This is a genomic window from Devosia sp. BK, from assembly GCF_032907385.1.
Taxonomy (GTDB): Bacteria; Pseudomonadota; Alphaproteobacteria; order Rhizobiales; family Devosiaceae; genus Devosia.
The window spans coordinates 700,945-726,425 of record NZ_JAIMBX010000002.1 but is presented as its reverse complement, the minus strand read 5'-3'; the positions used below and the strand labels follow the sequence as shown (position 1 = coordinate 726,425).

At 62.1% G+C, this 25,481-nt stretch carries 27 protein-coding genes; 10 read left to right on the top strand and 17 right to left on the bottom strand.

What is annotated here, in order from left to right; translation table 11 throughout:
- Positions 1-266 precede the first annotated feature (266 nt).
- Positions 267-476 (top strand): cold-shock protein, encoded by a 210-nt coding sequence (locus DevBK_RS15545; RefSeq protein WP_061911684.1) that lies wholly within the window; start codon positions 267-269, stop codon positions 474-476.
- A 202-nt stretch (positions 477-678) separates the two neighbouring features.
- Here the strand turns inward: DevBK_RS15545 and DevBK_RS15540 are convergent, their stop codons facing one another.
- From DevBK_RS15540 to DevBK_RS15520, 5 genes are read right to left on the bottom strand one after another with little or no spacing between them, the layout of a single operon-like run.
- Positions 679-1,485 (bottom strand): heme ABC transporter ATP-binding protein, encoded by an 807-nt coding sequence (locus DevBK_RS15540; protein ID WP_062628880.1) that lies wholly within the window; start codon positions 1,483-1,485, stop codon positions 679-681.
- Between the two features lie 4 nt (positions 1,486-1,489).
- The gene (locus tag DevBK_RS15535) at positions 1,490-2,569 is read right to left on the bottom strand and encodes a FecCD family ABC transporter permease (RefSeq protein ID WP_244483871.1); all 1,080 of its coding nucleotides are present in this window, start codon (positions 2,567-2,569) and stop codon (positions 1,490-1,492) included.
- A 23-nt stretch (positions 2,570-2,592) separates the two neighbouring features.
- The gene (locus DevBK_RS15530; RefSeq protein WP_317186091.1) at positions 2,593-3,468 is read right to left on the bottom strand and encodes a hemin ABC transporter substrate-binding protein; all 876 of its coding nucleotides are present in this window, start codon (positions 3,466-3,468) and stop codon (positions 2,593-2,595) included.
- 12 nt (positions 3,469-3,480) lie between these two features.
- Complete coding sequence (locus DevBK_RS15525; protein ID WP_317186090.1) at positions 3,481-4,536, bottom strand: hemin-degrading factor; 1,056 nt, start codon at positions 4,534-4,536, stop codon at positions 3,481-3,483.
- Positions 4,537-4,545: 9 nt separating this feature from the next.
- Positions 4,546-4,701 carry a hemin uptake protein HemP gene (locus DevBK_RS15520; RefSeq protein WP_082460720.1) on the bottom strand — a complete coding sequence of 52 codons (156 nt, stop codon included), beginning with the start codon at positions 4,699-4,701 and terminating at the stop codon, positions 4,546-4,548.
- 196 nt (positions 4,702-4,897) lie between these two features.
- Here DevBK_RS15520 and DevBK_RS15515 point away from each other — a divergent pair, with 196 nt between their 5' ends.
- From DevBK_RS15515 to DevBK_RS15490, 6 genes are all read left to right on the top strand, one after another.
- The gene (locus DevBK_RS15515) at positions 4,898-7,051 is read left to right on the top strand and encodes a TonB-dependent receptor domain-containing protein (RefSeq protein WP_317186089.1); all 2,154 of its coding nucleotides are present in this window, start codon (positions 4,898-4,900) and stop codon (positions 7,049-7,051) included.
- 156 nt (positions 7,052-7,207) lie between these two features.
- Positions 7,208-8,179: a galactofuranose ABC transporter, galactofuranose-binding protein YtfQ gene (gene ytfQ, locus DevBK_RS15510; RefSeq protein WP_061911678.1), complete on the top strand. Its 972-nt coding sequence runs from the start codon at positions 7,208-7,210 to the stop codon at positions 8,177-8,179.
- Between the two features lie 166 nt (positions 8,180-8,345).
- A complete protein-coding gene (locus tag DevBK_RS15505; RefSeq protein WP_317186088.1) occupies positions 8,346-9,863 on the top strand; it encodes a sugar ABC transporter ATP-binding protein in 1,518 nt (505 codons plus the stop codon).
- On the top strand, positions 9,860-10,864 hold the full coding sequence (locus DevBK_RS15500; RefSeq protein ID WP_317186087.1) for an ABC transporter permease: 1,005 nt from the start codon (positions 9,860-9,862) through the stop codon (positions 10,862-10,864). Before DevBK_RS15505 ends, DevBK_RS15500 begins: the two co-directional genes overlap by 4 nt.
- Positions 10,861-11,835 (top strand): galactofuranose ABC transporter, permease protein YjfF, encoded by a 975-nt coding sequence (yjfF, locus tag DevBK_RS15495; RefSeq protein WP_317186086.1) that lies wholly within the window; start codon positions 10,861-10,863, stop codon positions 11,833-11,835. Before DevBK_RS15500 ends, yjfF begins: the two co-directional genes overlap by 4 nt.
- A gap of 15 nt (positions 11,836-11,850) precedes the next feature.
- Positions 11,851-12,585, top strand: a complete 735-nt coding sequence (locus DevBK_RS15490; protein ID WP_317186085.1) for a FadR/GntR family transcriptional regulator — start codon at positions 11,851-11,853, stop codon at positions 12,583-12,585.
- 200 nt (positions 12,586-12,785) lie between these two features.
- Here DevBK_RS15490 and DevBK_RS15485 read toward each other — a convergent pair whose 3' ends face one another.
- From DevBK_RS15485 to DevBK_RS15465, 5 genes are all read right to left on the bottom strand, one after another.
- On the bottom strand, positions 12,786-13,724 hold the full coding sequence (locus DevBK_RS15485) for a Gfo/Idh/MocA family protein (protein WP_062628872.1): 939 nt from the start codon (positions 13,722-13,724) through the stop codon (positions 12,786-12,788).
- A gap of 92 nt (positions 13,725-13,816) precedes the next feature.
- Positions 13,817-14,167, bottom strand: a complete 351-nt coding sequence (locus DevBK_RS15480) for a VOC family protein (protein ID WP_062628871.1) — start codon at positions 14,165-14,167, stop codon at positions 13,817-13,819.
- 69 nt (positions 14,168-14,236) lie between these two features.
- Positions 14,237-15,019, bottom strand: a complete 783-nt coding sequence (locus DevBK_RS15475; RefSeq protein ID WP_317186084.1) for an endo alpha-1,4 polygalactosaminidase — start codon at positions 15,017-15,019, stop codon at positions 14,237-14,239.
- Between the two features lie 2 nt (positions 15,020-15,021).
- A complete protein-coding gene (locus DevBK_RS15470; RefSeq protein WP_062628869.1) occupies positions 15,022-17,577 on the bottom strand; it encodes an ABC transporter permease in 2,556 nt (851 codons plus the stop codon).
- Positions 17,577-18,341, bottom strand: a complete 765-nt coding sequence (locus DevBK_RS15465; protein WP_317186083.1) for an ABC transporter ATP-binding protein — start codon at positions 18,339-18,341, stop codon at positions 17,577-17,579. The genes DevBK_RS15470 and DevBK_RS15465 overlap by 1 nt, the downstream gene beginning before the upstream one ends.
- 130 nt (positions 18,342-18,471) lie before the next feature.
- On the opposite strand from DevBK_RS15465, the gene DevBK_RS15460 reads away from it, so the two are divergent.
- A complete protein-coding gene (locus tag DevBK_RS15460; protein WP_062628868.1) occupies positions 18,472-18,990 on the top strand; it encodes a hypothetical protein in 519 nt (172 codons plus the stop codon).
- A 493-nt stretch (positions 18,991-19,483) separates the two neighbouring features.
- Positions 19,484-19,696, top strand: a complete 213-nt coding sequence (locus DevBK_RS15455) for a hypothetical protein (RefSeq protein WP_062628867.1) — start codon at positions 19,484-19,486, stop codon at positions 19,694-19,696.
- 100 nt (positions 19,697-19,796) lie between these two features.
- Here the strand turns inward: DevBK_RS15455 and DevBK_RS15450 are convergent, their stop codons facing one another.
- From DevBK_RS15450 to DevBK_RS15420, 7 genes are all read right to left on the bottom strand, one after another.
- Positions 19,797-20,669 (bottom strand): hypothetical protein, encoded by an 873-nt coding sequence (locus DevBK_RS15450; RefSeq protein ID WP_317186082.1) that lies wholly within the window; start codon positions 20,667-20,669, stop codon positions 19,797-19,799.
- A 164-nt stretch (positions 20,670-20,833) separates the two neighbouring features.
- A complete protein-coding gene (locus DevBK_RS15445; RefSeq protein ID WP_317186081.1) occupies positions 20,834-21,118 on the bottom strand; it encodes a hypothetical protein in 285 nt (94 codons plus the stop codon).
- A gap of 140 nt (positions 21,119-21,258) precedes the next feature.
- Positions 21,259-21,456, bottom strand: a complete 198-nt coding sequence (locus DevBK_RS15440; RefSeq protein WP_061911665.1) for a hypothetical protein — start codon at positions 21,454-21,456, stop codon at positions 21,259-21,261.
- Entirely contained in the window at positions 21,443-21,592 is a 150-nt protein-coding gene (locus tag DevBK_RS15435; protein WP_164474162.1) for a hypothetical protein, read from the bottom strand. The genes DevBK_RS15440 and DevBK_RS15435 overlap by 14 nt, the downstream gene beginning before the upstream one ends.
- Positions 21,593-21,645: 53 nt before the next feature.
- Complete coding sequence (phnN, locus tag DevBK_RS15430) at positions 21,646-22,212, bottom strand: phosphonate metabolism protein/1,5-bisphosphokinase (PRPP-forming) PhnN (protein ID WP_317186080.1); 567 nt, start codon at positions 22,210-22,212, stop codon at positions 21,646-21,648.
- The gene (locus DevBK_RS15425; RefSeq protein ID WP_317186079.1) at positions 22,209-23,345 is read right to left on the bottom strand and encodes an alpha-D-ribose 1-methylphosphonate 5-triphosphate diphosphatase; all 1,137 of its coding nucleotides are present in this window, start codon (positions 23,343-23,345) and stop codon (positions 22,209-22,211) included. The genes phnN and DevBK_RS15425 overlap by 4 nt, the downstream gene beginning before the upstream one ends.
- 2 nt (positions 23,346-23,347) lie before the next feature.
- A complete protein-coding gene (locus tag DevBK_RS15420) occupies positions 23,348-24,037 on the bottom strand; it encodes a DUF1045 domain-containing protein (RefSeq protein ID WP_061911662.1) in 690 nt (229 codons plus the stop codon).
- Between the two features lie 121 nt (positions 24,038-24,158).
- Between DevBK_RS15420 and DevBK_RS15415 the strand changes: the two genes are divergently transcribed.
- Complete coding sequence (locus tag DevBK_RS15415) at positions 24,159-25,415, top strand: glycerate kinase (RefSeq protein ID WP_317186078.1); 1,257 nt, start codon at positions 24,159-24,161, stop codon at positions 25,413-25,415.
- Positions 25,416-25,481: the final 66 nt, after the last annotated feature.

Here is a 25,481-nt window from a genome sequence, read left to right as displayed (position 1 = left end):
GTGGTGATGTGCTTGCCTTGCCAGGTCACGCACCATGAGGGCCTTTGCGGACGACCAAAGTCCCAACGAAAATGATATGAATTCCGGGTCCATAACCGCCCAGCAGCCCGATCCACGCGGTCCAGCCCAATCCGGGGCGAAAATCTGACAGCCGCAGCGTGGTTTTTCGGCCCCAAAGCCGCTTTTTTCGGGCTTTGGGGACACATTGGACTTGTTACATTCGGAAAACTCGTTAGCTTGCCGATCCTCTAATCGGGAAATAAATCATGGCTATCAAAGGCACCGTCAAGTTCTTCAACACGACCAAGGGTTTCGGCTTCATTACGCCAGAAACCGGCGGCAAGGACGCATTCGTCCACATTTCTGCCGTGCAGCGCTCCGGCCTGGACGGTCTCTACGAGAACGACAAGGTTGAATATGACCTTGAGTCCGGCCGCGATGGCAAAGAGTCGGCTGTCAATCTCAAGCTGCTCTAATCTCGCGATCGACATGGAGGGGCGCTGAATGGCGCCCCCTATGGTTTGCCTGCCGCCGATCCGGGCATAGTTCCCGCCGAGCGGATAAGGCTGCAGCGCCAATGCGCTGCCAGCTCGCTCAGTCACAGGATGACAGAGTTCGAGCGCACAGTCCTAATGACTGCGCCGATCCTTTTGGTGATAAAACTCTAGGCCAATCGCCCTAAGCGGCACTCATCGCATCGGTACGCACCGATTGCGGCAGAACGAATGTCCCCGCCCGAGGCGCTATACCAACGCGCAAGGGTACATCGAACACGCTCTCAAGCACCGTGTCCGTCAGCACCGCCTCCGGCCGTCCGCTGGCGACGACCCGGCCATCGCGGAGGGCAAGGATCGTATCGGCATAGAGCGCGGTCAGGTTGAGATCGTGCAGCACGGCGATGACGCCGCCGCCCTGGCGGGCAAAGCGTTTGGCGACGTCCATGATCATCAGCTGGTGTTTTATATCGAGGCTCGATACGGGCTCATCCAAGAAGAGATAACGCGGCACGCCGTCGATGACCGGCTCCCACACCTGGCAGAGGACGCGCGCCAATTGCACGCGCTGCTGCTCGCCGCCTGATAGTTCGCCATAAAAGCGCCCGCCAAAGCCGCCGAGATCGACGCGATTGAGCGCCTCGTCCGGCAGGTGCTGCAGCGCCCGACGATCGACGCCCGGCCGCCCCGCCGTCAGCCCCATGGCGACGACTTCGCGCACAGTAAAGGGAAAGGGCAGATTGGACGATTGCGGCAGCACGGCGCGGAGGCTCGCGATTTCAAGCGGGCTCATCTGTGCGATGTCGCGCCCATCAATCGAAATCACGCCGGAATAGGCATGGTCGCGGCAGAGCGCTTTGAGCAGTGTCGATTTGCCCGAGCCATTGGGCCCGATGATCGCCGTCAGTTTTCCCGATGGCGCGCTCAGCGACACGTCGTGGAGGATCTGCCGCGCGCCGAGTTTTACCGAGACGCTATCGATGTCGATCATGGTGTTACCAGGCAAAGGCGCTGCGGCGATGCAGCAGGATCCAGAGGAAGAATGGCCCGCCAAAGGCTGCCGTGACGATGCCGATCGGCAGTTCCGCCGGCGCGACGATGGTGCGGCTCAGGGCATCGCAGAAGAGCAAAAAGGTGGCGCCGAGGAGCGCGCTGGCGGGCAGCAGATAGCGGTGATCCGGCCCGATCGCGAGGCGCAGAAGATGCGGCACGACGATGCCGACAAAACCAATGCCGCCGCTGACGGCGACGGAGGCGCCGGTCGCTGCGGCCACGGCAACGATGGTGATGCGCTTGAACCGCTGCACCGGCACGCCGAGATGCGACGCCGTTGCTTCCCCGAGCGTCATGGCATTGAGCCCCTTGGCGAGGAAACCGGCGACAACCAGCGCCACAAAAATGATCGGCCCGGCGGCAAGAACCTTGATCCAAGTGGCGCCCGCGAGCGACCCCATGCCCCAGAAAGTCAGGTCGCGAAGCTGGTTTTCGCTCGCGATATAGGTGAGCACACCGGAAAAAGCCCCGGCAAGCGCGCCGATGGCGATGCCGGCGAGAAGCATGGTGGCGATGGCCGTCTGTCCGCCGCGCGTCGCGACGCGATAGAGCACGAACGTGGTGACGAGGCCGCCGCCAAAGGCTGCAGCCGGCAAGGACCAGATGCCGAGCGCGGTCGTAAAGGGCGCCAGCGCCGTGCCGCCAAGCACGATGATGACGACCGCGCCAAGTGCGGCGCCGCTCGACACACCGACAAGCCCCGGATCAGCCAGCGGATTGCGAAAAAGGCCCTGCATCAGGAGGCCCGACACCGCCAGGCCAGCGCCGATCAGCACGCCAAGCACCATGCGTGGCAGGCGGATATTGACGATGACGGCATAGTCGCGCAGTGCATCGGCCCCTTCCGATCCCGAGATCAAGGAGCCGATGAGATTTCCAAGCGAGGCGCCCGAGGCGCCGGTGGTCATGGACAGAACCATGGCTGCCAGCAGCGCGAAGACCAGCGCAATGACGGTAATGCGGCCGATATGGCTGCGATCGCCGTCGGGCCGGGTCCGTGCGCCGCTTGCGGCAAGTGACATGGTGCTGTCCATTTCAAACCGCCTTAATGCGAGGCTTGTCCGTAAAGATGATCGGCAAGCTCAGTGGCGGCAGCCGCCGTGCGCGGGCCAAAGCCGAGGAGATAGGCGCCGTCCATGCGGTAGATCGCCTTGTTCTGCCCCGCCGGGGTCAGGGCGATGGCCGGGTGTTCGAGGAGCTCCGTTTCCGTCGCGCCATGGTCGCCACCGCGATCCATGAGGAGGATCACATCAGGCGCCGCAGCAGTGATGGCTTCCTCGGAGAGCGGACGATAGCCTTCATACTCGGTGACGGCATTTTCGGCGCCAGCCAGCGCGATGATGCCATTGGCCGCCGTGCCGGTTCCCGAAGCCTGAATCTGGCCGCCCTGGTTGGAGAGGATGAACAGCACCTTCTTCGGCGCTTCCACCGCATCGGTGCGGGTCTTGAGCGCGGCGAATTCGCCTTCGAGCTTTTTCGCCAGCGCCTCGGCCTTATCTTCAAGACCCAGCGCTTCGCCAACGGCCCGCACCTTTGTAAGAACGCCCTCAGCCGAATAGCCTTCCGGCACGGTCTGATATTCGACGCCTGCATGCGAGAGCACTTCAAGCGCTTCCGGCGGGCCGCTGCCTTCGATGACGAGGAGGCCGGTCGGATTGACCGACAACACGCCTTCCGGCGCCAATGCGCGCATATAGCCGACATCGGGAAGGCTCAGCGCCGCCTCTGGATAAAGCGCCGTCTGGTCGCGGGCGACCAGCGTGCCCTCGGCACCCAGCTCATAGATAATTTCGGTCAGCGAACCGCCGATCGACACCAGGCGGCTCGCATCGGCAAATTTGTGCAGTTCCGCAGCCGAAAGAGGCGCCACGGAGAGCGAAGCTGCCATCAGCACAGCAGCAAAAGAGGATAAAATGCGCATGTTTCACAGATCTCAGGCAGCGTTGGGGGTGGAGAACAGCGGCAATTGCTCGACGACGGCGCGCCATTCGTCGCGCTCGCCATGGCCTTCATGGCGCTTGCCGAAGAACTGGATGATCAGTTCGCGGTTCTCGTCATAGAGTTCGACCGAGGTGACATGGCCGTCCTTGGTGGGCTTGCGCACCGCCCAGGCCGCGACGACGTGGTCGATCCGCAAGTGGAGGTGGAAGGTTTCATCCATGACATTGAGCCATGGCCCCATGGGCGAGACCTTGTGGATCGGCCCGGAATGGATCTGGATGCAGCCTTCATTGCCGGCAAAAACCATGATCGGCAGGTCGGTCCCCGCCACCTTGCGGAACATGCCTTCGACGGCGGCATGATCGAGCTGCCAGGCGAGATCCTCACCCACGGTTTCAATCGCATCGAGCCGGGGATAGTTGAGCTTCTTGATCAACCCAAAGAACTGGTGCGTGTCCGTCATCGCTTCCCAGCCCTCGCGAAGCTCGGAGAGCGGCGCGGGCGCGGCTTCCGGCGCGGCCTTCACATAGGGCGAGACCTCGAGCGTATCGACCTGCTCGTCGTGACGCAGTTCGCTGACGAGCTTGGTCCAGGCTGCAACATCGGTCGCCGGGCGCGCATGGACCTTATGGACCGCATTGCCCGCACGGTCGAAAAACTGCAGCGAGCGCTTGGTCGTGCCATCTTCCATGGCCTTTTCCAAGGCATAGCCATGCACCCAGCGGCTTGGGAAAATGCGCAGGTCGATCTGTTCGCCCAAGACGATCGAGGCATGGGCATTGACCGAGACGCCCTCATAGATGCCGATCTTTTCATGCACCGCGCTTTCATTGCGCGTCAGCGCCATGACTTCGCCGACGCCCGTCAGGCCATGGAGCAGCGCCGACATATCGACCTTGAGCCGCGTCGCCGTATGGCCGACTTCGGCGGCCACCAACTGGCCCTCGCTGATGGAATGGATGCGCGCAAAATCGCGTTCGCGCATCTGCGGATTGAGAGCCCGCAGGCGGCGGATGTCTTCGGCGGTTTTGGATGTCGGTTCGGTCACAGCGCGGGCCTATTTGGTGAGAATGAGCTTATCCTGCCGGGTGACGCGCAGCCGGTAGATCATGCCCTTGTGCTCGATCTGCAGCTCGGAACCCCCATTTAGAATCTCGGAACTCGAGACAATTTTGATGGGGGAAACGGCGGAGTCAGAGCCACTCGGCGGCATGATTTATCCAACGACTTCATCGCCTTAAGTCATCCGGTATGAATGCCTCGGCAAGAGAATTAAACTTGACTCACATAGCCATATTAAATTATCAGCGCAATAGGTGAATGAAAGAGTCAGCATTCTTTCAACCGGTCAGCCCGCCTCCCGCCAGCCAGCCGATCACAAAAAGACTTTTAAAAAACTGGAGACAGACATGGGGCTGGTCAGGTCACGCGCGGCCGCGCTTTTGGGCGGCGTCGCGCTGGCGCTCGTCGCGCAGCAGGCAGCGCAGGCGCAGAACGTCAACGCGACGAATATTACACTTCTCGAACGTCTGGTGATCGGTGCGGGGGCGCCGAAAGTTGCCATCAACACGCCTCAGGCGGTGACGGTGCTCAACCAGGCCGATATCGATAAGGAACAGGCCGACACGACCGGTGCGCTTTTTGCCACCGTTCCCGGCGTCAACGTCGTCGGCAGTCAGCGCCAGTTCGGCGAGGCCTTCAATATCCGCGGCATCGGTACGACGGAAAACTCCTCGGACGGCTCGCGCGTCATCATCAACATCGATGGTGCGCCAAAATTCAACGAGCAGTACCGCATGGGCTCGTTCTTCTCCGATCCCGAGCTCTACAAGCAGGTCGAAGTGCTGCGCGGCCCGGCCTCGTCGACGCTTTACGGCGCAGGCGCCATCGGCGGCGTGATCAACTTCACCACCAAGGACGCGTCCGATTATCTGCGGGACGGCAATAGCGGCGCGCTGCGGGTCAAAACTTCGCTCGACACCAATGGCTTGGGCACGCTGACCTCGGCGGTTCTCGCCCAGCAGGTCACCGACACATTCGAAATTCTCGCCGCCGGCAATTGGCGCCGTCGCGAAAATGTCGAACTCGCCAAGGGTGGCGAACTCGCCGGCTCAGGCTTCGACACATTGTCCGGGCTCATCAAGGGCACCGCCCATTTCGGCGACACTAACGAGCAGGAACTCAGCCTCTCCTACCAGCGCTGGACCAGCGATGCCAAGGATCAGGCCTATGCCCAGACCGGCACGTCCTCGCTCTTCGGCGTCACCGATCGCGCCGTGCTCGACCAGACTGCCGTGCTGCATTGGGAAAACCCGGCGACCGACAATCCCTGGGTCGATCTCAAGGTCAACCTCAGCTATTCGGACACCCAGAACGACCAGACCAATCACCGTTACGCCCTCGGCGCGCCGCGGACCGTGATCGGGCCAGTCAATCCGGCCTTCCCCCAGAACGTGACGGCCGACAGCATCCTTCTCGATACCCGCTATGGCTACAAGACCTGGCAGCTTACCGCCGACAACACGATCGAATGGATCGGCGACGGGTTCGAAAACTATCTGACCACCGGCTTTGCCGCCTCGACGCAGGACCGGACGGTGGTGCGTCCCGGTACGGCCATTGCCTTGCCAGCGCATCCGCAGGGCACCGAGAACAAGCTCGGCATCTTTGCCCAGAATGAATTCATCTGGGCCGAGAAGCTGACCTTGATCGCTGGTGCACGCGGCGACTTCCACTGGGTCAATGCAACCACCGGCGCCGCCAATATCGAAGGCAGCGCCTTCTCGCCAAAGCTTGCCGCTCATTATGAACTGACCGACAATATCGGCGTCTTCGGCTCCATCGCCCATACCGAACGTCTGCCGACCATCGATGAGCTCTATTCCGTCGCGGCCGCTTCGCCGGGCCGGTCTGCACCAAAGTCGACCAGCCTTGGCCTCCTCAAGGAAGAAGCCAATACGATCGAAGCCGGCTTCTCGCTGTCGGGCAATGATCTGCTGACCTCCGGCGACACGGCTGCGCTCAAGACCACGGCCTTTTATAGCGACCTGACCAACCTCATCGCGTCCAACACCGCCCGTCCCTTCGGCGGCGCCACGGTTCCCTACTATGGCAATATCGGCAAGGCGCGCATTTATGGCGTCGAGGTCGAAGCCTCCTATGATGCGGAATTGCTCTATGCGAGCCTCGCCTATGGCATCACGGTGGGCGATAATCTCGTCAACAACACGCCGCTGACCACCGTACCGCAGAACAAGCTGGCGCTGACCCTGGGCATCCGCAATGTCGAATATAATCTCGACATGGGCGCCCGCCTGACCATCGCCGATCAGGGCCGCTACATTGTCGCCTCCGGTCCGTTCGGTGCCGATGGCCCGGCCGATGCTTATGCGACTGTCGACCTCTTCGCCTCGTGGAAACCCGAGACCGGCCCCCTCGCCGGCACCGAGTTGCAGCTCGGCATCGACAACCTCTTTAACGCCGATTACCGCCCGAACCTCTCGATCGATCGCTCGACCGGCCGCACTTTCAAGATTTCGGTCGCCAAGCAGTTCGACTGGTAAGCCGTTAAAATTCAGAGACTTACGACCCTCGCGGCGGCCTTCGGGCCGCCGTTTTCGTTCCCGTTGAAAGCCTCTTTACATATAATAGTACTTTATAATAGCGTCCTCCCATCGCCCGAAGCGAAAACGCCGGGCGGTCTTTTGGGAGGATCCATCGTGAGCATCATCACCAAGCTTGCCATCGCGGCAAGCCTCGCTACCGCCTTGTCTACCGCCGCCTTCGCGCAGGATATTTCGGGCAAGGTCGTCGGCTTTTCGCAGATCGGCTCGGAATCGGGCTGGCGCGCTGCCGAAACCTCGGTCACCAAGCAGCAGGCCGAAGAACGCGGCGTCGATCTGAAATTCGCCGACGCCCAGCAGAAGCAGGAAAACCAGATCAAGGCCATCCGCGGCTTCATCGCTCAGGGCGTTGACGCCATCCTCGTCGCTCCCGTCGTCGCCACCGGTTGGGACGATGTGCTCGCCGAAGCCAAGGACGCTGAAATCCCCGTCGTGCTGCTCGACCGTGGCGTCGATGCGCCCGAAGATCTCTACCTGACCTCGGTTGCCTCCGATCAGGTCGAAGAAGGCCGCGTTGCCGGTAACTGGCTCGTTGGCGATGTCGGCACCGAGCCGTGCAATATCGTCGAACTCCAGGGCACTGTCGGCTCCACCCCGGCGATCAATCGCAAGAAGGGTTTTGAGGAAGCCATCGCCGGCCACGACAACCTCAAGATCACGCAGAGCCAGACCGGCGACTTCACCCGCTCCAAGGGCAAGGAAGTCATGGAAGCCTTCATCAAGGCGACCAACAATGGTGCCGATATCTGCGCTGTCTATGCCCACAATGACGACATGGCCGTCGGCGCCATCCAGGCGATCAAGGACGCTGGTCTCAAGCCCGGCACCGATATCAAGGTCGTCTCGATCGACGGCGTGCCGGATATCTTCACCGCCATCGCAGCCGGCGAAGCCAATGCCACGGTCGAACTGACCCCGAACATGGCCGGCCCCGCCTTCGACGCCCTCGCCAAGTTCTGGGCTGACGGCACGGAACCGGAAAAGTTCATCATCACCGAATCCAAGCTTTACACCTCGGCTGATGACCCACAGGGCGAATACGACCGCCGCAAGGGTCTTGGCTACTAAGGCTTAACCGCAGGATGGGCAGCGGCGCACCGCCGCTGCCCAAACCCACGACGTCATTCCCGCGAAAGCGGGAATCCCTTTCCCGAGGTGGAGATTCCCGCTTTCGCGGGAATGACGCGGTGATGAATAATGAATTCGCCGTCCGAGAGGCGGCAGGGGAGAGGCAATGGCGGAGACTGGCTACGCGCTCGAAGCGCGCGGGATCGTCAAGATTTTCGGCAATCACGTGGCGCTCGATAAGGTCGATTTCGGCCTCCGCCCCGGCGAAGTCCACGCCCTTCTCGGCGAAAACGGCGCCGGCAAATCGACGCTGATCAAGATCCTGACCGGCGCCTATCAGCCGACGCTGGGCGACGTGATCGTCGACGGTGCCCCCGTCACCCTCAATAATCCGCAACACGCCCAGACCTATGGCATCGGCACGGTCTATCAGGAGGTCAATCTCCTCCCCAACCGCTCCGTCGCCGAAAACCTCTATCTCGGCCACCAGCCGACCTGGTTCGGTTTCGTCGACCGCCGCAAGATGGAGCGCGATGCCCGCACCGTTCTGGCGCGCTATGGCCTAGACATCGACCCATCGAGCGAACTCGGCGCCCATTCCGTCGCCGTCCAGCAGATCGTCGCCATCGCCCGCGCCGTCGAACTCTCAGGCAAGGTCTTGATCCTCGATGAGCCCACCGCCTCCCTTGATCGCAACGAGGTCGAGCGCCTCTTCGACATCATTCGCGACCTCAAGGCGCAGGGCCTCGCCGTCGTCTTCATCACCCATTTCCTCGATCAGGTTTTTGCCATCGCCGATCGCGTAACGATCCTCCGCAACGGCAAGCTGATCGACACCAAATCCCTCGACAATCTCACGCGCACCGACGTCGTCCGCCTGATGCTGGGCAAGGACATCGCCTTTTCCGGGGCCACTCAGCTCGAAGAAAATCGTCCGCTCGGTGAAGTGCTGCTCGACTATAGGGGCTATGGCAAGAAGCGCAGCGTCGTGCCCTTCAATCTCACCATCCACAAGGGTGAGGTCGTCGGCGTCGCCGGTCTCCTTGGCTCCGGCCGCACCGAAATGGCGCGCATCATGTTCGGCGCCGATTCAGCCGACGAAGGCACCGTTTCGGTCGCCGGCAAGCCAACCTCCATTTCCAAGCCCACCGATGCCATCGCCCACGGTTTCGGCTTTTGCCCGGAAGATAGAAAAGCCGAAGGTATCTTTGGCGATCTTTCGGTGCGCGAAAACATCGTGATTGCCCTCCAGGGCAAGCTCGGCTGGTTCAGCGCCCTGACGCGCGACGAGCAGATGGAAATCGCCGGCCGCTATGGCGAATCCATGGATATCCGCGCCGCCTCGCTCGACATGCCCATAAAACTTTTGTCGGGCGGCAATCAGCAGAAGGCGATCCTCTCGCGCTGGCTCGCCACCGATCCAACCTTCCTCATTCTGGATGAGCCGACGCGCGGCATCGATGTCGGCACCCATGCCGAAATCGTCCGCACCATCAATCGCCTGCGCGATGAAGGCCTGGCGCTCGTCGTCATCTCCTCCGAGCTCGACGAGGTCGTCGCCTATTCCTCGCGCATCGTCGTCATGCGCGATCGCGAACTGGTCGCCGAGCTCAATGGCGAAAACATCAATCCCGGGGTCATCGTGCAGGCCATCGCCAATCATAAAGACGGGGTGCAGGCATGATCCGTCGCTCGCTCCTCAAACTCGCCAATCCCCAGCTCCTCGCGCTGATCGGCGTCTTGCTGATCAATTGGCTCCTCTTCCCCAATTTCTTCCGCGTCACCTGGCAAGATGGCCGCTTTTTCGGCTCCTTGATCGACGTTCTCAATCGCGGCGCCCCGGTCGCCATTCTCGCCGTCGGCATGGTCGGGGTCATCGCCACCAAGGGCGTTGATCTCTCGGTCGGCGCCGTCATGGCCGTGGCCGGCGCCGTCGCCGCCACCATGGTCGTCGCCGGCTATCCCGCGCCCATCGCGGTCGTCGCCGCCCTCGTCGTCGGCCTCCTCTGCGGCCTCTGGAATGGCATCCTGGTCGCCATTCTCGATATCCAGCCGATCATCGCGACGCTCGTCCTGATGGTCGCTGGCCGCGGCATCTCCCAGCTTATCACCGAAGGTTTTATCGTCACCTTCACCGATCCGGTGCTCATCTATATCGGCACCGGCTCCTTCCTCGGTTTCCCCATGGCCGCTGTCATCGCGCTCGTGCTGATGATCATCGTGACGCTCGTCATCCGGCGCACCGCCATCGGCCTCTTCATCGAAGCCGTCGGGGTCAATCGCGCCGCCGCCAGCCTTGCCGGCATTCGCAGCCGCATGCTGCTGCTGCTCGTCTATTCTCTCTCCGGCCTTTGCGCCGCCATTGCCGGCATCATCGTAGCCGGTGACATCCGCGGGGCCGACGCCAACAATGCCGGCCTTTGGCTCGAACTCGACGCCATCCTTGCCGTCGTTATCGGCGGCACTTCGCTCCTCGGCGGCCGCTTCTCGGTGCCGCTCGCGGTCGTCGGCGCCCTCATCATCCAGGCGATGAACACGGGTATCCTGGTCTCGGGCTTCCCGCCCGAATTCAATCTTATCGTCAAGGCGGGGCTGATCTTCATCGTCCTCGTCATTCAGTCGCCGCTCGCGAGCCGCCTCGCGCCGCCCCGTATCAAACCCGTCGCCAAGGCAGCCGCGAAATGAACCGCTCGCTTCGACCCCTCGTCGCCACGGCGCTGATCTTTGCCATCGCCTATGCGCTGGCCGTCATGCAGTTCCCCTCGATGTTTTCGACCCGCGTGCTCGGAAACTTCCTCACCGATAATGCCTTCCTCGGCATTGCGGCCGTCGGCATGACCTTTGTCATTTTGTCCGGGGGTATTGATCTTTCGGTCGGCGCTGTCATCGGGTTCACGGGCGTCCTCGTCGCCGTGCTGATCTCCTGGCTTGGGCTCCACCCGCTCCTCGCCTTTGCCATAGCAATCATAGTGGCCGGCGCGTTCGGCGCGATCATGGGCCTCGCGATCCATTATTTGCAGGTGCCCGCCTTCATTGTCACCCTCGCGGGCATGTTCCTCGCCCGTGGCGGCGCCTCGGTGATCACGCGCGATTCCGTGCCGATCAACCACGAATTCTATGCCTGGATTTCCGACCTCACCATTCGCCTCCCCGGCGGTGGACGCCTTAGCGTCATCGGCCTCACCATGGTCGCGATCTTCATCATCGGCGCCCTCCTCGCCCATCGAACCAAGTTCGGCTCCTATGTCTATGCACTTGGCGGCAATCCGGTTTCCGCTTCCCTGATGGGCGTGCCGGTCGCGCGCACCACCGTCGCGATCTACGCGCTGTCCTCCATTCTCGCGGCCATTTCCGGCATCGTCTTCTCGCTCTATACCTCGGCCGGCTATCCGCTCGCCGCAGTCGGGGTCGAGCTCGACGCCATCAGCGCCGTCGTCATCGGCGGCACCCTGCTCACTGGCGGCTATGGCTTTGTCCTCGGCACATTTATCGGCGTCATGCTGCTGGGCCTTGTGCAGACCTACATCATTTTCGATGGCACGCTATCGAGCTGGTGGACCAAGATCGTCATCGGCATTCTCTTGTTCCTCTTCATCGTGCTACAGCGCCTGATCTTCGTCGCCTCTGCCCCCGGAGAGAAAACCTCGAAGGCCTAGTGTAAAGACGCCATCATGATAGAAGCTGGCAGCCTCATCCGGTCCCTTTCCGGCCGGCACGCTGCGCGCAATTTCCATACGTTCGTGATCAACGAGATCGGCCGGGCCATCATCAGTGGTGAGTTCCCGGTCGGCTCCGTTTTGGCAAGCGATGCCGTCATGATGGAAACCTATGGCGTCTCCCGCACGGTCCTCCGCGAGGCGCTCAAAACGCTCGAAGCCAAGGGATTGGTCGAAGCCCGCCCCAAAGTCGGCACGCGCGTCTCGCCCAAAAGCCGCTGGAATTTTTTCGATAGCCAGGTCCTCGCCTGGCATTTTCACGCCCCAGCCGACCCGGTCTTTTACAGCAATCTCTTCGCTGTCCGCGCCGCCCTCGAACTCCCTGCCGTCGAAGGCGCCGCCCGCCACCGCACCGCCGAAGACGTCCGCATCATGAAATACTGGCTACACCAGGCCGCCACCGCGGGCGACAGCGTGGAACAATTCGGCCTCGCAAGCCTAGAAATCCACGGCCAAATCGCCGAAGCCTCGCAAAACACCCTTCTGCGCGGGGTGGTGGGTGTCGTCGAACTGCTTCTGGCGCTGGCGCTAACCCGGCAACCCGAAACGCTGCAGGCCTATTGCGCACAAAGCATCGAAAACCTCGAAGCGGTTATTCAGGCGATCGAGGCGGGAAAGGCAGATGCGGCACGGGACCATCTCGCGGCAGGCATCGAGTTGGATCACAAACGGATTTTGGACGGAGCCTGATCCGCCTATCACTGCTATCAGCCGCCCCTGACAGCATTCCAGTAGACCTCATGGTGAGGTGCGGAGCGCAGCGCAGCCTCGAACCACGAGGGCGTGGCACCAAATCATCGCGGCACGCCCCCGCCCTTCGAGGCCGCTGCGCGGCACCTCAGGGTGAGGGCTACTTATGCTTGGCTACTCAAGTGCCAGGCGTCCAGTCCCTACCACTCAAACGCCGGCCCATTGACCCGCGCGCCCAAGAAAAACACGTCCGACATCAGCCGCAACGGCGCTGCATCGACATCGCTTTCGTGGGCTTCCAGCAGATCCGCGAACCGGTCATACATGGCCGAATATTCGAGATCGCCATGCTCGAGCACGACCTCGCCATTGACCCGCAGCGTGCGTCCGCCGCGTTCCAGCTTGATCTCGTTGCCCTGGCCGGTCGTAAACCGGATGGTCCAGACCTCGCCATTCTCCTCCAGCCAGTTGAACCCGCAGGAGAGGTCAGGCTGATGCGCCTGGCTCGATTTGAAGGCAATTTCGACATCGACCGGCGTCTGCCGGTTTTCCGGAAAGGTCAGGGTTGCCTTGTCGACAAAGACCGGGAACGGCATGACCTTGGTGAAAATCGAAAATGCATTGATGCCGGGATCGCAGACGCCGAACCCGCCGGGCTCCCACACCCAGTCCTGTCCCGGATGCCACTTGCGCACGCTTTCGCGCCAGTCGATGCGCGCCGACGTCACGCCTTCTTCAGCGAGGATCACCTTGGTCCGATCGACCGCCGCGTTAAACTGGCTGTGCCAGGTCTGGTAGAGCACGCGATCAAGGCGCTTGGCATGCGTGATCAGGTCGTCGAGCTCGGAAATCGTCGTCGTCGGCGGCTTTTCCATCATCACGTCCTTGCCGGCGTCGAGCGCCTCGCGAACGTAGGTGTGGCGAATGCCGGGCGGGGTGCAGATGGAAACGAGCGACACGTCCGGCATGGCGGCATAAAGCTCGGCCGGCGTCTTGAACACCGGCACGCTGCCATGGCCGACGCCGCGCGTCGAAACCGTCGCGGCCAGTTCGAAATCATCCGAAGCATCGATTACCGGCAGGTGCTGGTCCTGAGCGATCTTGCCGACACCAATCACCGCGATTTTGCGCTTGGCCATAAACAGTCTCCAAAAGCCTTCGGCAGGCTATAGAGCAGAGCCTGCAAACGCCGCCAAGACCCTGCCGCGCAAAAGTATGATTTTAGTGCTTATTAGGATGCCGGCGGCTCCCAAAGCTCGATCTGGTTGCCCTCGGGATCATGGATGCGCGCAAAGCGCCCGGTCTCGGGCGTGTCCCACTCATCCGGCCGCGTCTCGACGGCGATATCGGCGTTCCTGAGCTGGCCAATCAGCCCATCAAGATCGTCCACGCGGAAATTGATCATCCATTGCTTGTCGGCCGGGAAATAATCGGTGCTGTCCTTGAACGGCGCAAACACCGTCATGCCCGCATCCTGGCTCCAAAAACCCGGCACGCCGAGATGGGTTTCGTACCATTCCGCGAGCGCCTTCGTATCCCGCGCCCGAAAGAACACGCCGCCAATGCCAAGTGCCTTTGCCATTTCCAGTCTCCGCTGATGCCCACCGATCTTGGCACGATCCCATCTAAAACGCGATGAGATCCGCCTTTTTCAGCAGGACCGATACGTATAGCCCGGCATGCCCGGCGGCTGCAGGTTGCGGTCTCGAAGAATGATGGAAAATTGGCCGCCACGCGCAGCGCAGGCTTGTTCGAAGAAGCGGCTTTCGGTGTCGGTATATTCGATCTCGAGCACTCGGGCGCCGTAGCGCTCGGCATAGGGCCCGCATTCGTCATATACCTGGCAGGATTCGGTGATGGCGAAATCGAAGGCCGGAAGGTCCGCGCGATCGAGGAGTCCCACGCCATTCTTCTGGCCGAACGCAAGCCAGAGATCATGTGCTTTCTCGATAAGCAGCCCAACAAAGGCGAGGTTATCCTCGATCTTGAGGCGACCGTCAGAGCGAGAATAAGTGTCGAGATTGTCCGCCTCGATGGCGTCGTAGCCATCCCTGGCGCAGCCCTCGATCCAGTCGCCGACAATGTCGGCAAGGGCGCCGCGCTTGGCCGCGGTGCTGGTATCGAGCAGATATTCGCCCGGCCAGTTTTCGTCCTCGACCGGCCGCCCCTCGGCGGTGAGGATCAGGTCCGGGTGGTTGGCCTGCCACCAGGCGTTTTCGCCTGGCTGGGTCTGGAAGGCGTTGACGTAGCAGACATTATAAAGCCCCGGCGCAGGCGCTTCGCTCCGGTCGCGGCTGACGATCCTGGTGCCCGCTGGCGGCGTATAGGCGCCGCCGAGCTGTGAATCATATTGCGCTCCGGCCGCCGGAAAATCCTTGGCCATTACGCTCGCCGAAGACAAGCAGGCGAGTAGGATGAGGGCCAGCCGGCTCATGGCTAAACGCTCGACATTTCGCGCAAGAGCAGCGCTGGGCGGATGGACAGCACGCGGAGCAATGTCGTTGCGCCCAGAATTGCGGTGACGCCGATGAGGCCGACAACGACGATGCCGATCGTCGAAGCATCCACGGTGAAGGCGACATTGAGCAGAACCTGGGTCAGCAGCCAGGCCGTAAAGATGCCAGCTGGTATCGCAATCAGCGCGGCAAAGAGCGAGAGCAGCAGGAACTGCAACAGCGCAGCGACGAGGATTTCGCCGCGCCGCGACCCCAGGACCTTATAGAGCACCGCATCGGATTCGCGCTGGCGACGGCCGGCGGCAAGGCTGCCGATGAGGATGAGAAGGCCATTGAGCACCGCAATGCCGCCAACGCTCGAGACAGCGAAAGAAAGCTGGCTCAGCGCCTCGGTGATGCGGGTCAGGGTCGCGCCGATTTCAATGAATTTGATGTCGAGGAATTCCCCGGCGAGAAATCGCTCGACGTCTTCTTCGCGGCCCGGCTCGGCCGTGACGGCGGCCAGCAGCGTCGTCGGATAGGCATCGAGTGCGCCGGGCGAGAAGGTCACTAAAAAGTCGATGCCGCCCTGCCAGGCATAGTCGCGGAAATTGCCGACCTTGGCGGTGATGGTTTCGCCAAAAATTTCAAAGGTGATCTCGTCGCCGAGTTTGACGCCAAGCCCCTGGCGCAGGTTCTGATGCAGCGACACCAGCGGTTCGCCCGAATAATCTTCCGGCCACCAAGTGCCTTCGACAAGGCGCGAAGCTGGCGGCAGGACGGCGCGAGAGGTCATCGGGATTTCGCCCGAGAGGAGGAACGAGGCTTCTGGCCCATTGGCCGAGAGGCTGTCGACCGGCGTGCCAGCAATAGCGGTGACGGCGCCGCGCAACATCGGGGTCGAGGTGACGAGCGCAATGCCGTGCTCCGGTCCGACATCGGCTTGCAGCGCTTCCATTTCGTCGGGGAAGAGATCGGAGGCGACAAGCGTCGGCGCATCGAACACCGAGGCGCCCAAAAACTCGTTGCGGAGATTGATCGCCAGAACCTGGACGACGACGAGGATCACCATGGCTAGGCCCACGGCGGTGACAACAGCCGAGGAATTGCCCGCCGAGCCAATGATGGCGCGGAGGCTTTGCCGCAGCGGCCGCCAACGCGGCGATGGCAGGCGCGACAGACCCGATAGCGCAAGGCGGCTCCCAAGCTGCAGCAGCAGCGCCGCGCCAATGGCGGATCCGACAAACGCGAGGACCAGCAGCCAATCGCCGGTCAGTACAACAGCCAGCCAGAAGAACAAAAGGATAGCGACGGCGAGCGGCAGCAATTCGGCCGAGCGCAGGAAGCGGCCCCATTGGATGCGCGGGGCACCCAGCCCCTTCGAACGGAAAAGGCTTGCAGGCGACACCATCTGCGCCTGAACGAGCGGCAGATAGGAAAAGGCAAAGGCGGTGAGGAGACCCACAGCGCCGGCAACGAGAATAGCCAACACATCGATATCGCGCGCCAGCGGAATACCGATGGCGGTGCCGACGGCCGGCAGCACGAAGAGGCCGATGGTGACACCAATCACCACGCCAAGGCCAACTCCAATGAGGCCAAGCGCCAGCACCTGAACGAGGAAATGCACCAGCACGCGCCAGCGCGCAGCGCCGAGACTGCGCAGCACGGCGATGACACCCGCACGCTCGGCGATATAGGCCGACATCACGCTCCAGACGCTGACGCCGCCGATCAGCAGCGAGCCGAGGCCGACGACGAGCAGGAAGCCGGTGAACAGCTCATAATAGCGCAGCATGGGCCCGAGCCCATCGAGCGCCGAACGAACCTCCCAACCGGAATCACCGAGCTCGCCGACGAGCCGCGCGCGTTCGCCTTCGGTGTCGCTGCTCGCGAGAAGCAGCTTGTAGCGGAAGTTGGTGCCGAGGCCGGGCAGCGGCGAGGTGCGATCGGACACATGAGCAAAGCCATCAGTGCTCAAAAGCGTCGCAAGTCCGAGGCGGAAGCCGCGCACGGGACCATCGGGGAAACCGGTGAGAACGCCGCGCACCTCGAAATCGGTGCCGCCGATCATGATGGTGTCGCCGGTCTTGAGGCCAAGCTGGTCGAGCATGACCGGATCGACCAGGGCCCCAAACATGCCGTCGCGTTCTTCGAGCGCCGTGAAAGGCGCGGTCTGCGCATCCGCATTATCGGTATAGACGCCGCCGAGGAGCGGATAATTGGGGCCAGCCGCGACGAGATCGACAAAGGCTTCGCCTGTCGCTGATTCAGCGCTGAGATTGGTTTCGACCGTGCTCGCAAGGGTGCCCGCCTGTTCGAGAATGGCGATTTCGCTGGCATTGGCCGGACGATCGGAGCGGGTGAATTCGAGATCGCCGCCCATCAGCAGCGCCGCGTTCTGGTCGACGGCGCGGGTAATGGCCGATGAGACCGAGGACACGCCCGCGATCAGCGCCGTGCCGACGGCAAGGCAGATGATGAGGAGGGAAAAGCGGGCCCAATCGCCCGCCATTTCCTTGAGGCCCACGCGGGCCGCGGCAAAGAAGGCGCGCATCAGATCTGGCCCGTGGTTTCGGTCAGTTGACCCTGTTCCATGGTGAACTTGCGGTCGGTGCGCTCGGCCAGGTGCGGGTCATGGGTGATCATGACGATGGCGGTGCCGTTCTGGCGCGCCAGGTTGAACATCAATTCGACGACGACGGCGCCGGTCTTCTGGTCCAGATTGCCCGTCGGTTCATCGGCGAGCAGCAATTTGGGCTTGGTGACGAGCGCGCGGGCCAGACCGACGCGCTGCTGTTCACCGCCAGAGAGCGCGGCGGGCCGATGATCCAAACGCTTGCCGAGGCCAACGGCATCGAGCGCAGCCGCAGCTTCCTTGCGCACTTCGGCCAGCGGCAGGTCGGGCCGGGCGATTTCGAGCGCGAGCCCGACATTGTCGAGCGCGGTCAGGGACGGGATGAGATGAAAACTCTGGAAGACGATGCCGAGCGTCTGGTGGCGGAAGACGGCCATGGCGTCTTCATCGCGCTTGGTGATGTCGGTACCCGCAATCGTGATCGAGCCGGCGCTGGCGCGTTCGAGCCCGGCAAGCAGCATCAAAAGCGAGGTTTTCCCGCTGCCTGAAGGTCCGACAATGGCCACGACCTCGGCCGGGCGGACGGTCAGATCGACACCCCGCAAAATGTTGAGCGGCTTGCCTGCGACCTCAACGCTATAGTCGACGTTATGAGCCGTAACGAGCGCATCGGCAGAAGGCGTCGCCCGTTCGCGGATATCGGACTTGCCCGGAATGGTCTGGGTCGGTTCAGGCGACTGCACGCTGCCTCCGGCGTTTGCTCTAGCTTACTATGATGCTGCATATTTGCTGGATCACATTAAACTGGCATTGTTGGATGAAATGCTAAAGTCATGAGGTCCCTGGCGGACACTTGGGAGAAGAGGGAAAGACGTGGTTAAGGACAAGAAAAAGTCCATTCTGGCAGCGCTGGTCCTTCTGGGGCTTGCAACCGGGCCAAGCCTGGCCGGGCCAAATGAAGAAGCCTTGCTCGCCGGCTATGTCGGCAACTGGCGCGGCGAAAGCATGCTGCAGGGCGGCGACAAGCCCGAACCCTTCCGCTGCCGCCTGTCGGTGAGCCCGGGCAATTCGGGCAAGATCAATTATACCGGCCGCTGCACGCTTGTGAACATGAACCTCTCGGTTTCGGGCACGATCGGCTATATCGCGGACAAGTCGCAATATGAGGCCGTGATGACCTCCAATGCCGGCTTCTCGGGTACTGCCGTCGGCCGTCAGTCGAGCAAGGAGATCGGTTTTGATCTCGTCGAGCGGCAGAAGGATCGCGGCGGCAATGACCTCCAGATCGGCTCGCGGCTCTTTCTCGTGGGCGATGCCATCCGCGTCGAATTCCAGGTGGAGTTCAACGATTCGGGTGATGTGCTGACAGCCAGCGTGCCGTTCACGCGCTGATCTGCGCCAGGCCTCACAGATAACCTGACCGAAACGCTCAAATTTTTAGTGCTCGACGAAAGTCGAGCACGCTTTTTCGTTTTTTTGTCGCTTTGCGCACGCTGGTGGACTTTCAAATCCGTGAAAGCTCCCCTATCTTGCCATCGCTGCGCCGCAAAATGCGCGCTTCCATACAGTCAACACTCGCAAGGAGAGGAATGACGATGACGACATCGCAAACCATTACCATCCATGCCGTGTGTTCGACCGTAGTATCCCGCCGATATCATGCCAAACGCTGGCAAGGGTTCTGTCGCTCGAAACGAATGTGACACGTCACATTACCATGTGACCGAGGTCATGTTCTCGGTGTGAAACAGCCAAAGAGAAATCTGGCAGCAGTCACACCACCGTCTCAGAGTATCGATAAGACCCGCAGCGAGCAGGCTTCACCGGCGTGGATAGGTCCACTGCCCGTGTTTTCCGTATCGTCGCGCAAGTGGAGATTCCACCCATGCAGGAAAACAGTTTCAAGAAGGCCGAAACGCTTCGGCCAACCGTGATCGAAGTGGCGGGCGAGCCGCAGGGCGTCGTCGTGCCGGCCGAGGGCGGCTATCGCTTCCTCGCCGTCAAGCTGCCGGCCTTCGTGGTCGATGGCCAGCACTTCGCCTCGATTGAGATCGCCCATCAGGCGGTGCGTGACGCCGTGCAGGGCGTCGCGCTCTAAACCATCATGCCGCCTCTGGGGCTGACCCCTTTGCTGAAATGACCAAACCGGCTGCCTTGCGGCAGCCGGTTCGTCGTCTTCTGGAGCTGGGGCGCAGGGGTCAGAAGACGTAGACGGTGAGGGTGGAGCCGGTGGACTGCACCCCGATGACATTGCCCGGCTGATATTTGGTGCGGCTGAGCGCAGCGTTGATCAGTGCATCGGACGACACGGCGCCGACCATGCGGTGGAAATCCTGGTTACCGGCCAGCCAGCCTGCCAATTGCTTGCGCACTTCGGCGCAGACCGGCACGGGAACGAGTTGGATGCTCGTTGCACGGTCCCAGTTGCGGATGCGGGTGGACTCAAAGAGGTTCACCAACTGGTTTGGATTGGTGCCGGCGCAGGCCGCCGTAGCAATGAAGCCGCCATTCGAGCCCGAGTTGCCGGAGCGGTTGATTACGGTGCCATTGCCGTTGGAGCCATTATTCCCCATGGCGCCGTTATTGCCGCGGCCATTGGTGCCGTTCGTGCCGTTGCCCCCGTTTCCACCATTGCCGCCGTTTCCGCCATTGCCCCCATTGTTGCCATGGCCCCCGCCGCCGATATTGACGCCGACGCCGATGAGGCCACCAGAGCCGCCAACATTCACATTGGCATCGACAAGACCGCCGACATTGGCGTTGACGTCGAGAAGGCCGTTGCTGCCGCCGAGATTGACATTGGCATCGACGAGGCCGCCTCCGACATTAGCATCGAGCAGGTTGCCGCCACCGCCGCCAAGACCCACATTGACGAGGCCGCTATCGCTGGCCGAACCACTGCTGATCGTCACCAGTTCACCGCCCGTGACGGTGTTGACCGTTTCGGTCACCGTGCTGGTGACGGAATCGAGCGTGCCCCCCAGGCCGCCGAGATCGAGCGCCATGGCCGTGCTGGACCAGAGTGCGGCAGTCAGGCTCAGGGCAATCGCAGTCTTATTCATTCTGAACATCGTTACCTCCTTGGTGAACAACAAGTCTTCTTGCTGTCTTGAGGTAGATGTTGCGCCGCTCACGGCTGACGATAAATTCGATACTCTACGTATATTATTGCCTTGTATTGAACTGGGTTATTCGGACGTTACTTAATAAAATTGATTCTAAGAGATTCTTTATTTTATCTATTCGCTTGGCGATGGAGTTTCGGAAATGAAGCCGGCCAATAGGCCAGCGGTTCCATGACGACCAGCAGGTCGGCATCGTCCGGGAGGTCGGCCATCAGCCGGCAGATGCCGAGCACCAAATCGTGGGGCGAGGGATCCTCGGGCACACGGCGATCGAGCCGGCCATCAGCCCGGTGTTCGAGCGCTCCAGCGCAGAGTTCGTTCTGGTGCACAAAGAGCAAAAGGGCCGTCTGGCCCAGCGGAATATGATCGGGGGAGACGCGAATATAGCGCGCCATTGTCTTGGCTCCACACAGCACACCTCATCAGTGAGGCAATGCCCAAGTGTGCGCCGTGACGATTGGCGGGAAATTTCCGCCCATATGGGGGAAAGAGGAGGGGCCCTAGAGGTTTTGCCGAGGCCCCTCAGGATTATCCCTTAGCCGTCATTGCTTGAGTTGAGCTCTTCGGGCCGGCGCCCCTCGGCGGCTGGGCCGGTCGGTTCGATCGATTGCAACACGGCTTCAGCCAATGCCTCGACATCGATGCGCTGCGCGCCGGCTTCCGCCTGGCGCTGCAGTTCGACGGTGATGGCGGTGGTGACGGCAGTCCGCTGCAGGTCCTTATCCGTTTCCATCGATCGACACTCCCTGCTGGTCAATGCGCACTTCGACACCCGGGCGGGCCTGCTGCTGCTGATAGGTGTAGACCGCAAAGCCAATCACCGCGATGGCAAGCACTGCCACCAGGGCGTAAAGTCCGTTTCGGCTCATAAAAAACTCCTGACGCTGGATATCCCTTCCAAACGCAGAAGCCCCGCAAGGGTTCACTCTTCGGCAAGGGCCCTGAGCGACATGACAAAAGCCGTTACGCCGATGCCGACCGAACTCGAATTGTCGATGACGATGGGCGAGACGCCCTCCGGCAGGGACGCTCCTTCGCGAGCCAGGCGCGCGGTGATCTGATCGCGATTTTCCCGGCCGCGCTGGGAGAGACGATGGGCGCGGAGCGAAATTTCGGCCGTGATCATGACGACGCGGCAGGCGGGATATTTGGCGATCGCCTTGCCCACCACATGGCGCGAAACATTGGCGACGACGATGCGCCCGAGCGCGAGATCGGTATCAACGCTGATCGGCAGCGCATAATTGAGCCCGTGCGCTTCCCAATCGAGCGCCAGGCGGCCATCGGTCCGGGCGCGGAAAAACTCCTCCGGCTCAATGGACAGATGGTCCTCGAGATCGATATCAGTCGGGCGCGTAACGAGCCGCCGCACAAAGCTGAAGCGCTTATCGGCATCGAGGGCGTGGCGGGCGCCTGTGATCAGCGTGTCCTTGCCGACGCCCGAAGGCCCAATGACAAGCACCAGCAGTCCAGGCGGACGTTCGCTCAACTGACCCGCACCCCTTGTTTCCAGACGCCCCGCACCGCCGGAATACGTCCCTGCCCCGACACTCGCACCAGGTCGGCCCGCTTGCCAATGGCGATCTCGCCACGATCCACAAGCCCGGCTGCCGCAGCCGGATTGCGGGTCACGAGCGCGACGGCCTCGGGCAGGCCGATATCATCGATACGCTGAGGCAGCAGGAACACGGCCTGCAAAAGCGCAAAAGGCACATAATCGGAGCTGAGAATATCAAGCAGCCCCGCAGCGACGAGATCGCTGGCCGAAATATTGCCCGAGTGCGAGCGGCCGCGGACGACATTGGGCGCACCCATCAAAACCGCAATCCCGGCATCCTTGGCGGCAGCAGCCGCTTCAAGCGTCGTCGGGAATTCGGCGATGGCAATGCCGTTTTCCGCGGCTTCCTCGACCTGGGCGATGGTCGCGTCATCATGGCTTGCAAGCGCGAGACCGAGCTTTTGCGCCAGCGAAACAATCGCGGTGCGGTTCTTGGCCGAGTGCTGCTCGTGCTCGGCCTGGCGCGCATCGATATAGGCCTGCATCTGCGCTTCGCTCTGGCCCATATGCTTGGAATAGAAGCGCTTATAGTCCTCGAGCGAGCGGAACTGGCGCTGGCCGGGCGTATGATCCATCACCGAGGCGAGCTTGGTCAGCGGATGATCGGCAAAAGCCTCGAAGTGTTCGAAGACATCATGGCTCGGCAATTCGCAGCGCAGATGCAAAAAATGCTCGGCGCGCAGCCAGCCCTGCTCGGGTCCCTGGCGAATAGCCTCGACCATTTTACGCGAGTGCTCGAACATTTCGGGCATGTCGACATCCGAGCCGATGCGAACAGCATCGAAAACCGTCGTAATCCCCGAACCGGCGATCTGCACGTCATGCGCATGGAGCGCCGCAAGCGGATCCCAGAAAACGCCGGGACGCGGGCGATAATGGGTTTCGAGATGGTCGGTATGGAGTTCGACAATGCCGGGGATCAGATAGTCGCCCTCGAAATCCTCCCCCTGCTGCGCCCGGCCCGTGGCGATATCGGTGATTACGCCATCGCGCACCTGGATGCTGCCTGAAACGACGCTATCGGCGAGAACGAGGCGCGCGTTCTTGATGACCAGTTCGGACACGCTCAGGCTCCCAGGCGAAAATCTTCAAGGCGGCGGAAATAGGAGGCGGGCTCTGGCTCATGATAGAGCACGAGCCGGTCAAAGGTCAGCGGCTCGGCAAGGTCCGGCGCGAACCAAGCCTGTGCTGCCGCCATGACTTCGGCATGGTCCTCTTGGCTCAGCCGGTCGGTCAGCGTCATGTGGAAGCGGAATTCGTCGAACACGTAAGGGTAGCCGTAGGCGTCGAGCAGTTCTTCCTGACGCGGCGTCAAACCCCGCGCGAGGCGCGCGGCGCGATCCTTCAGACTGAGCGGCGCGCGATGCGGCTCGAATTCTTCGACGACCGATGCGGCAAAATCGACGAGCGCTTCGTTTTCGGCTTCCGGGATCAGCGCCAGAAAGCCATCGAGCGAGGCAACGGTCAGTTTGCCGATCGAAAAGGGCGATTGGCGCTTGGCAAAGTCAGCAAGGCTTGCGCGAAGATCATCCACCGTCGCGCCATCGGCCAGCGCCATGGGCGGCTTGATGGTGGCGTGGAAGGCGTAGCGATTGGCCGATTGGGTGAGATTGAGCAGCCGATTGCGCTCGATCCCGGCAATCGCGCCCTCGAACAGTTCATTGGTCAGCGGATCGCGCCCAAGCCAGGCCGAGGCCCGGTCCCAAAGGGGGCTATTGGCGGACGGCGCATAGTAAATGGCGAATCGTTCGGTCACATAAAACTCCCTGCGCCTGCCGGTACTGCCTCTATGTGTCCACCTTTTGACAGGCTGGCAAGGCTGGACAAGGACGGATGCCCCCGTCACAAAGGCGCGGGGAAAACGGCCGGAGGACCAAATGGATCGCGAAATCCTGCAATCGCTGTTCGAGCTTGCCGTAGATCGTGCCCAGCCCGCGCTGGCCGTCGAGCGGCATTTGCCCGAGGCGCCGAAGGGGCGGACAATTGTCATCGGCGCCGGCAAGGCTTCGGCCCAGATGGCGCGCGCTTTTGAACAGGCTTGGCCGCACGAGATCCACGCGGGTCTCGTCGTCACGCGCTATGGCTATGCCGAAGCCTGCCAGCGCATCGAAATCGTCGAAGCCGCCCACCCCGTTCCGGACGCCGCAGGCTTTGCCGCCGCCCAGCGGCTAAAGGATCTGGTCTCGGGATTATCCGCGGACGATCTCGTCGTCGCGCTGATTTCGGGCGGCGGCTCCGCCCTGCTCCCGGCACCGGCCGATGGCCTGACGCTCGAAGACGAGCAGGCGGTCAACCGCGCGCTCCTCGCATCCGGCGCCCCGATCGGGGTGATGAACCTCATCCGCAATCAGTTTTCGACCATCAAGGGCGGCCGGCTCGCGGCATTGGCCGCGCCAGCGCGTGTCGCCACGCTCGTCGTCTCCGACGTACCGGGAGACGATCCGGCCCTCGTCGCGTCCGGGCCAACCATTTCATTGGCCGGCACACGGGCCGAAGCGCGCAAATTCGCCGATCTCTATCGGCTGGTCCTGCCAGAAGCGGTGCAAGCGGTTCTCGCAGGCGACGACAACCCAGCCCCGCGTTCGGACGACCCGCGTTTTGTCGGCAATTCGGTGGTGACCATCGCCTCGGCGGCCCTGTCGCTCACCGCAGCGGCAGAAGAAGCCCGCAAGCGCGGCATCGGCGCGGCCATCCTCTCCGATTCCATCGAGGGCGAAGCCCGGGACGTGGCGCTGGTCCATGCCGCGATTGCCAAGGAAATCGCGGGGCGCAATCAACCCTTTGCCAAGCCGGTCGTCCTGCTCTCGGGCGGCGAGACGACCGTCACACTCCGCGGCAAGGGACGCGGCGGACGCAATGGCGAATTCCTGCTGGCGCTCGCCATCGCGCTTGACGGCATCGCCGGCGTCACGGCGCTGGCGGGAGATACCGACGGGATCGATGGCTCCGAAGACAATGCCGGCGCCTTCGTCGACGGCACGTCAGCCCAGCGCATGCGGGCGGCAGGGATAGATCCACTGGCCGCCCAGGCAAACAACGATGCCTATAGCGCCTTCGAAGCGATCGGTGATCTCTTTGTCACCGGCCCGACCGGCACCAATGTGAATGATTTCCGCGCCATTCTGATCCGGTAGGCTTTGGCCTGCCGGTCTCCGGGTCTCAGGGCGAAGCAGTCCCCGCTTTCCACAACCGCGCACCCG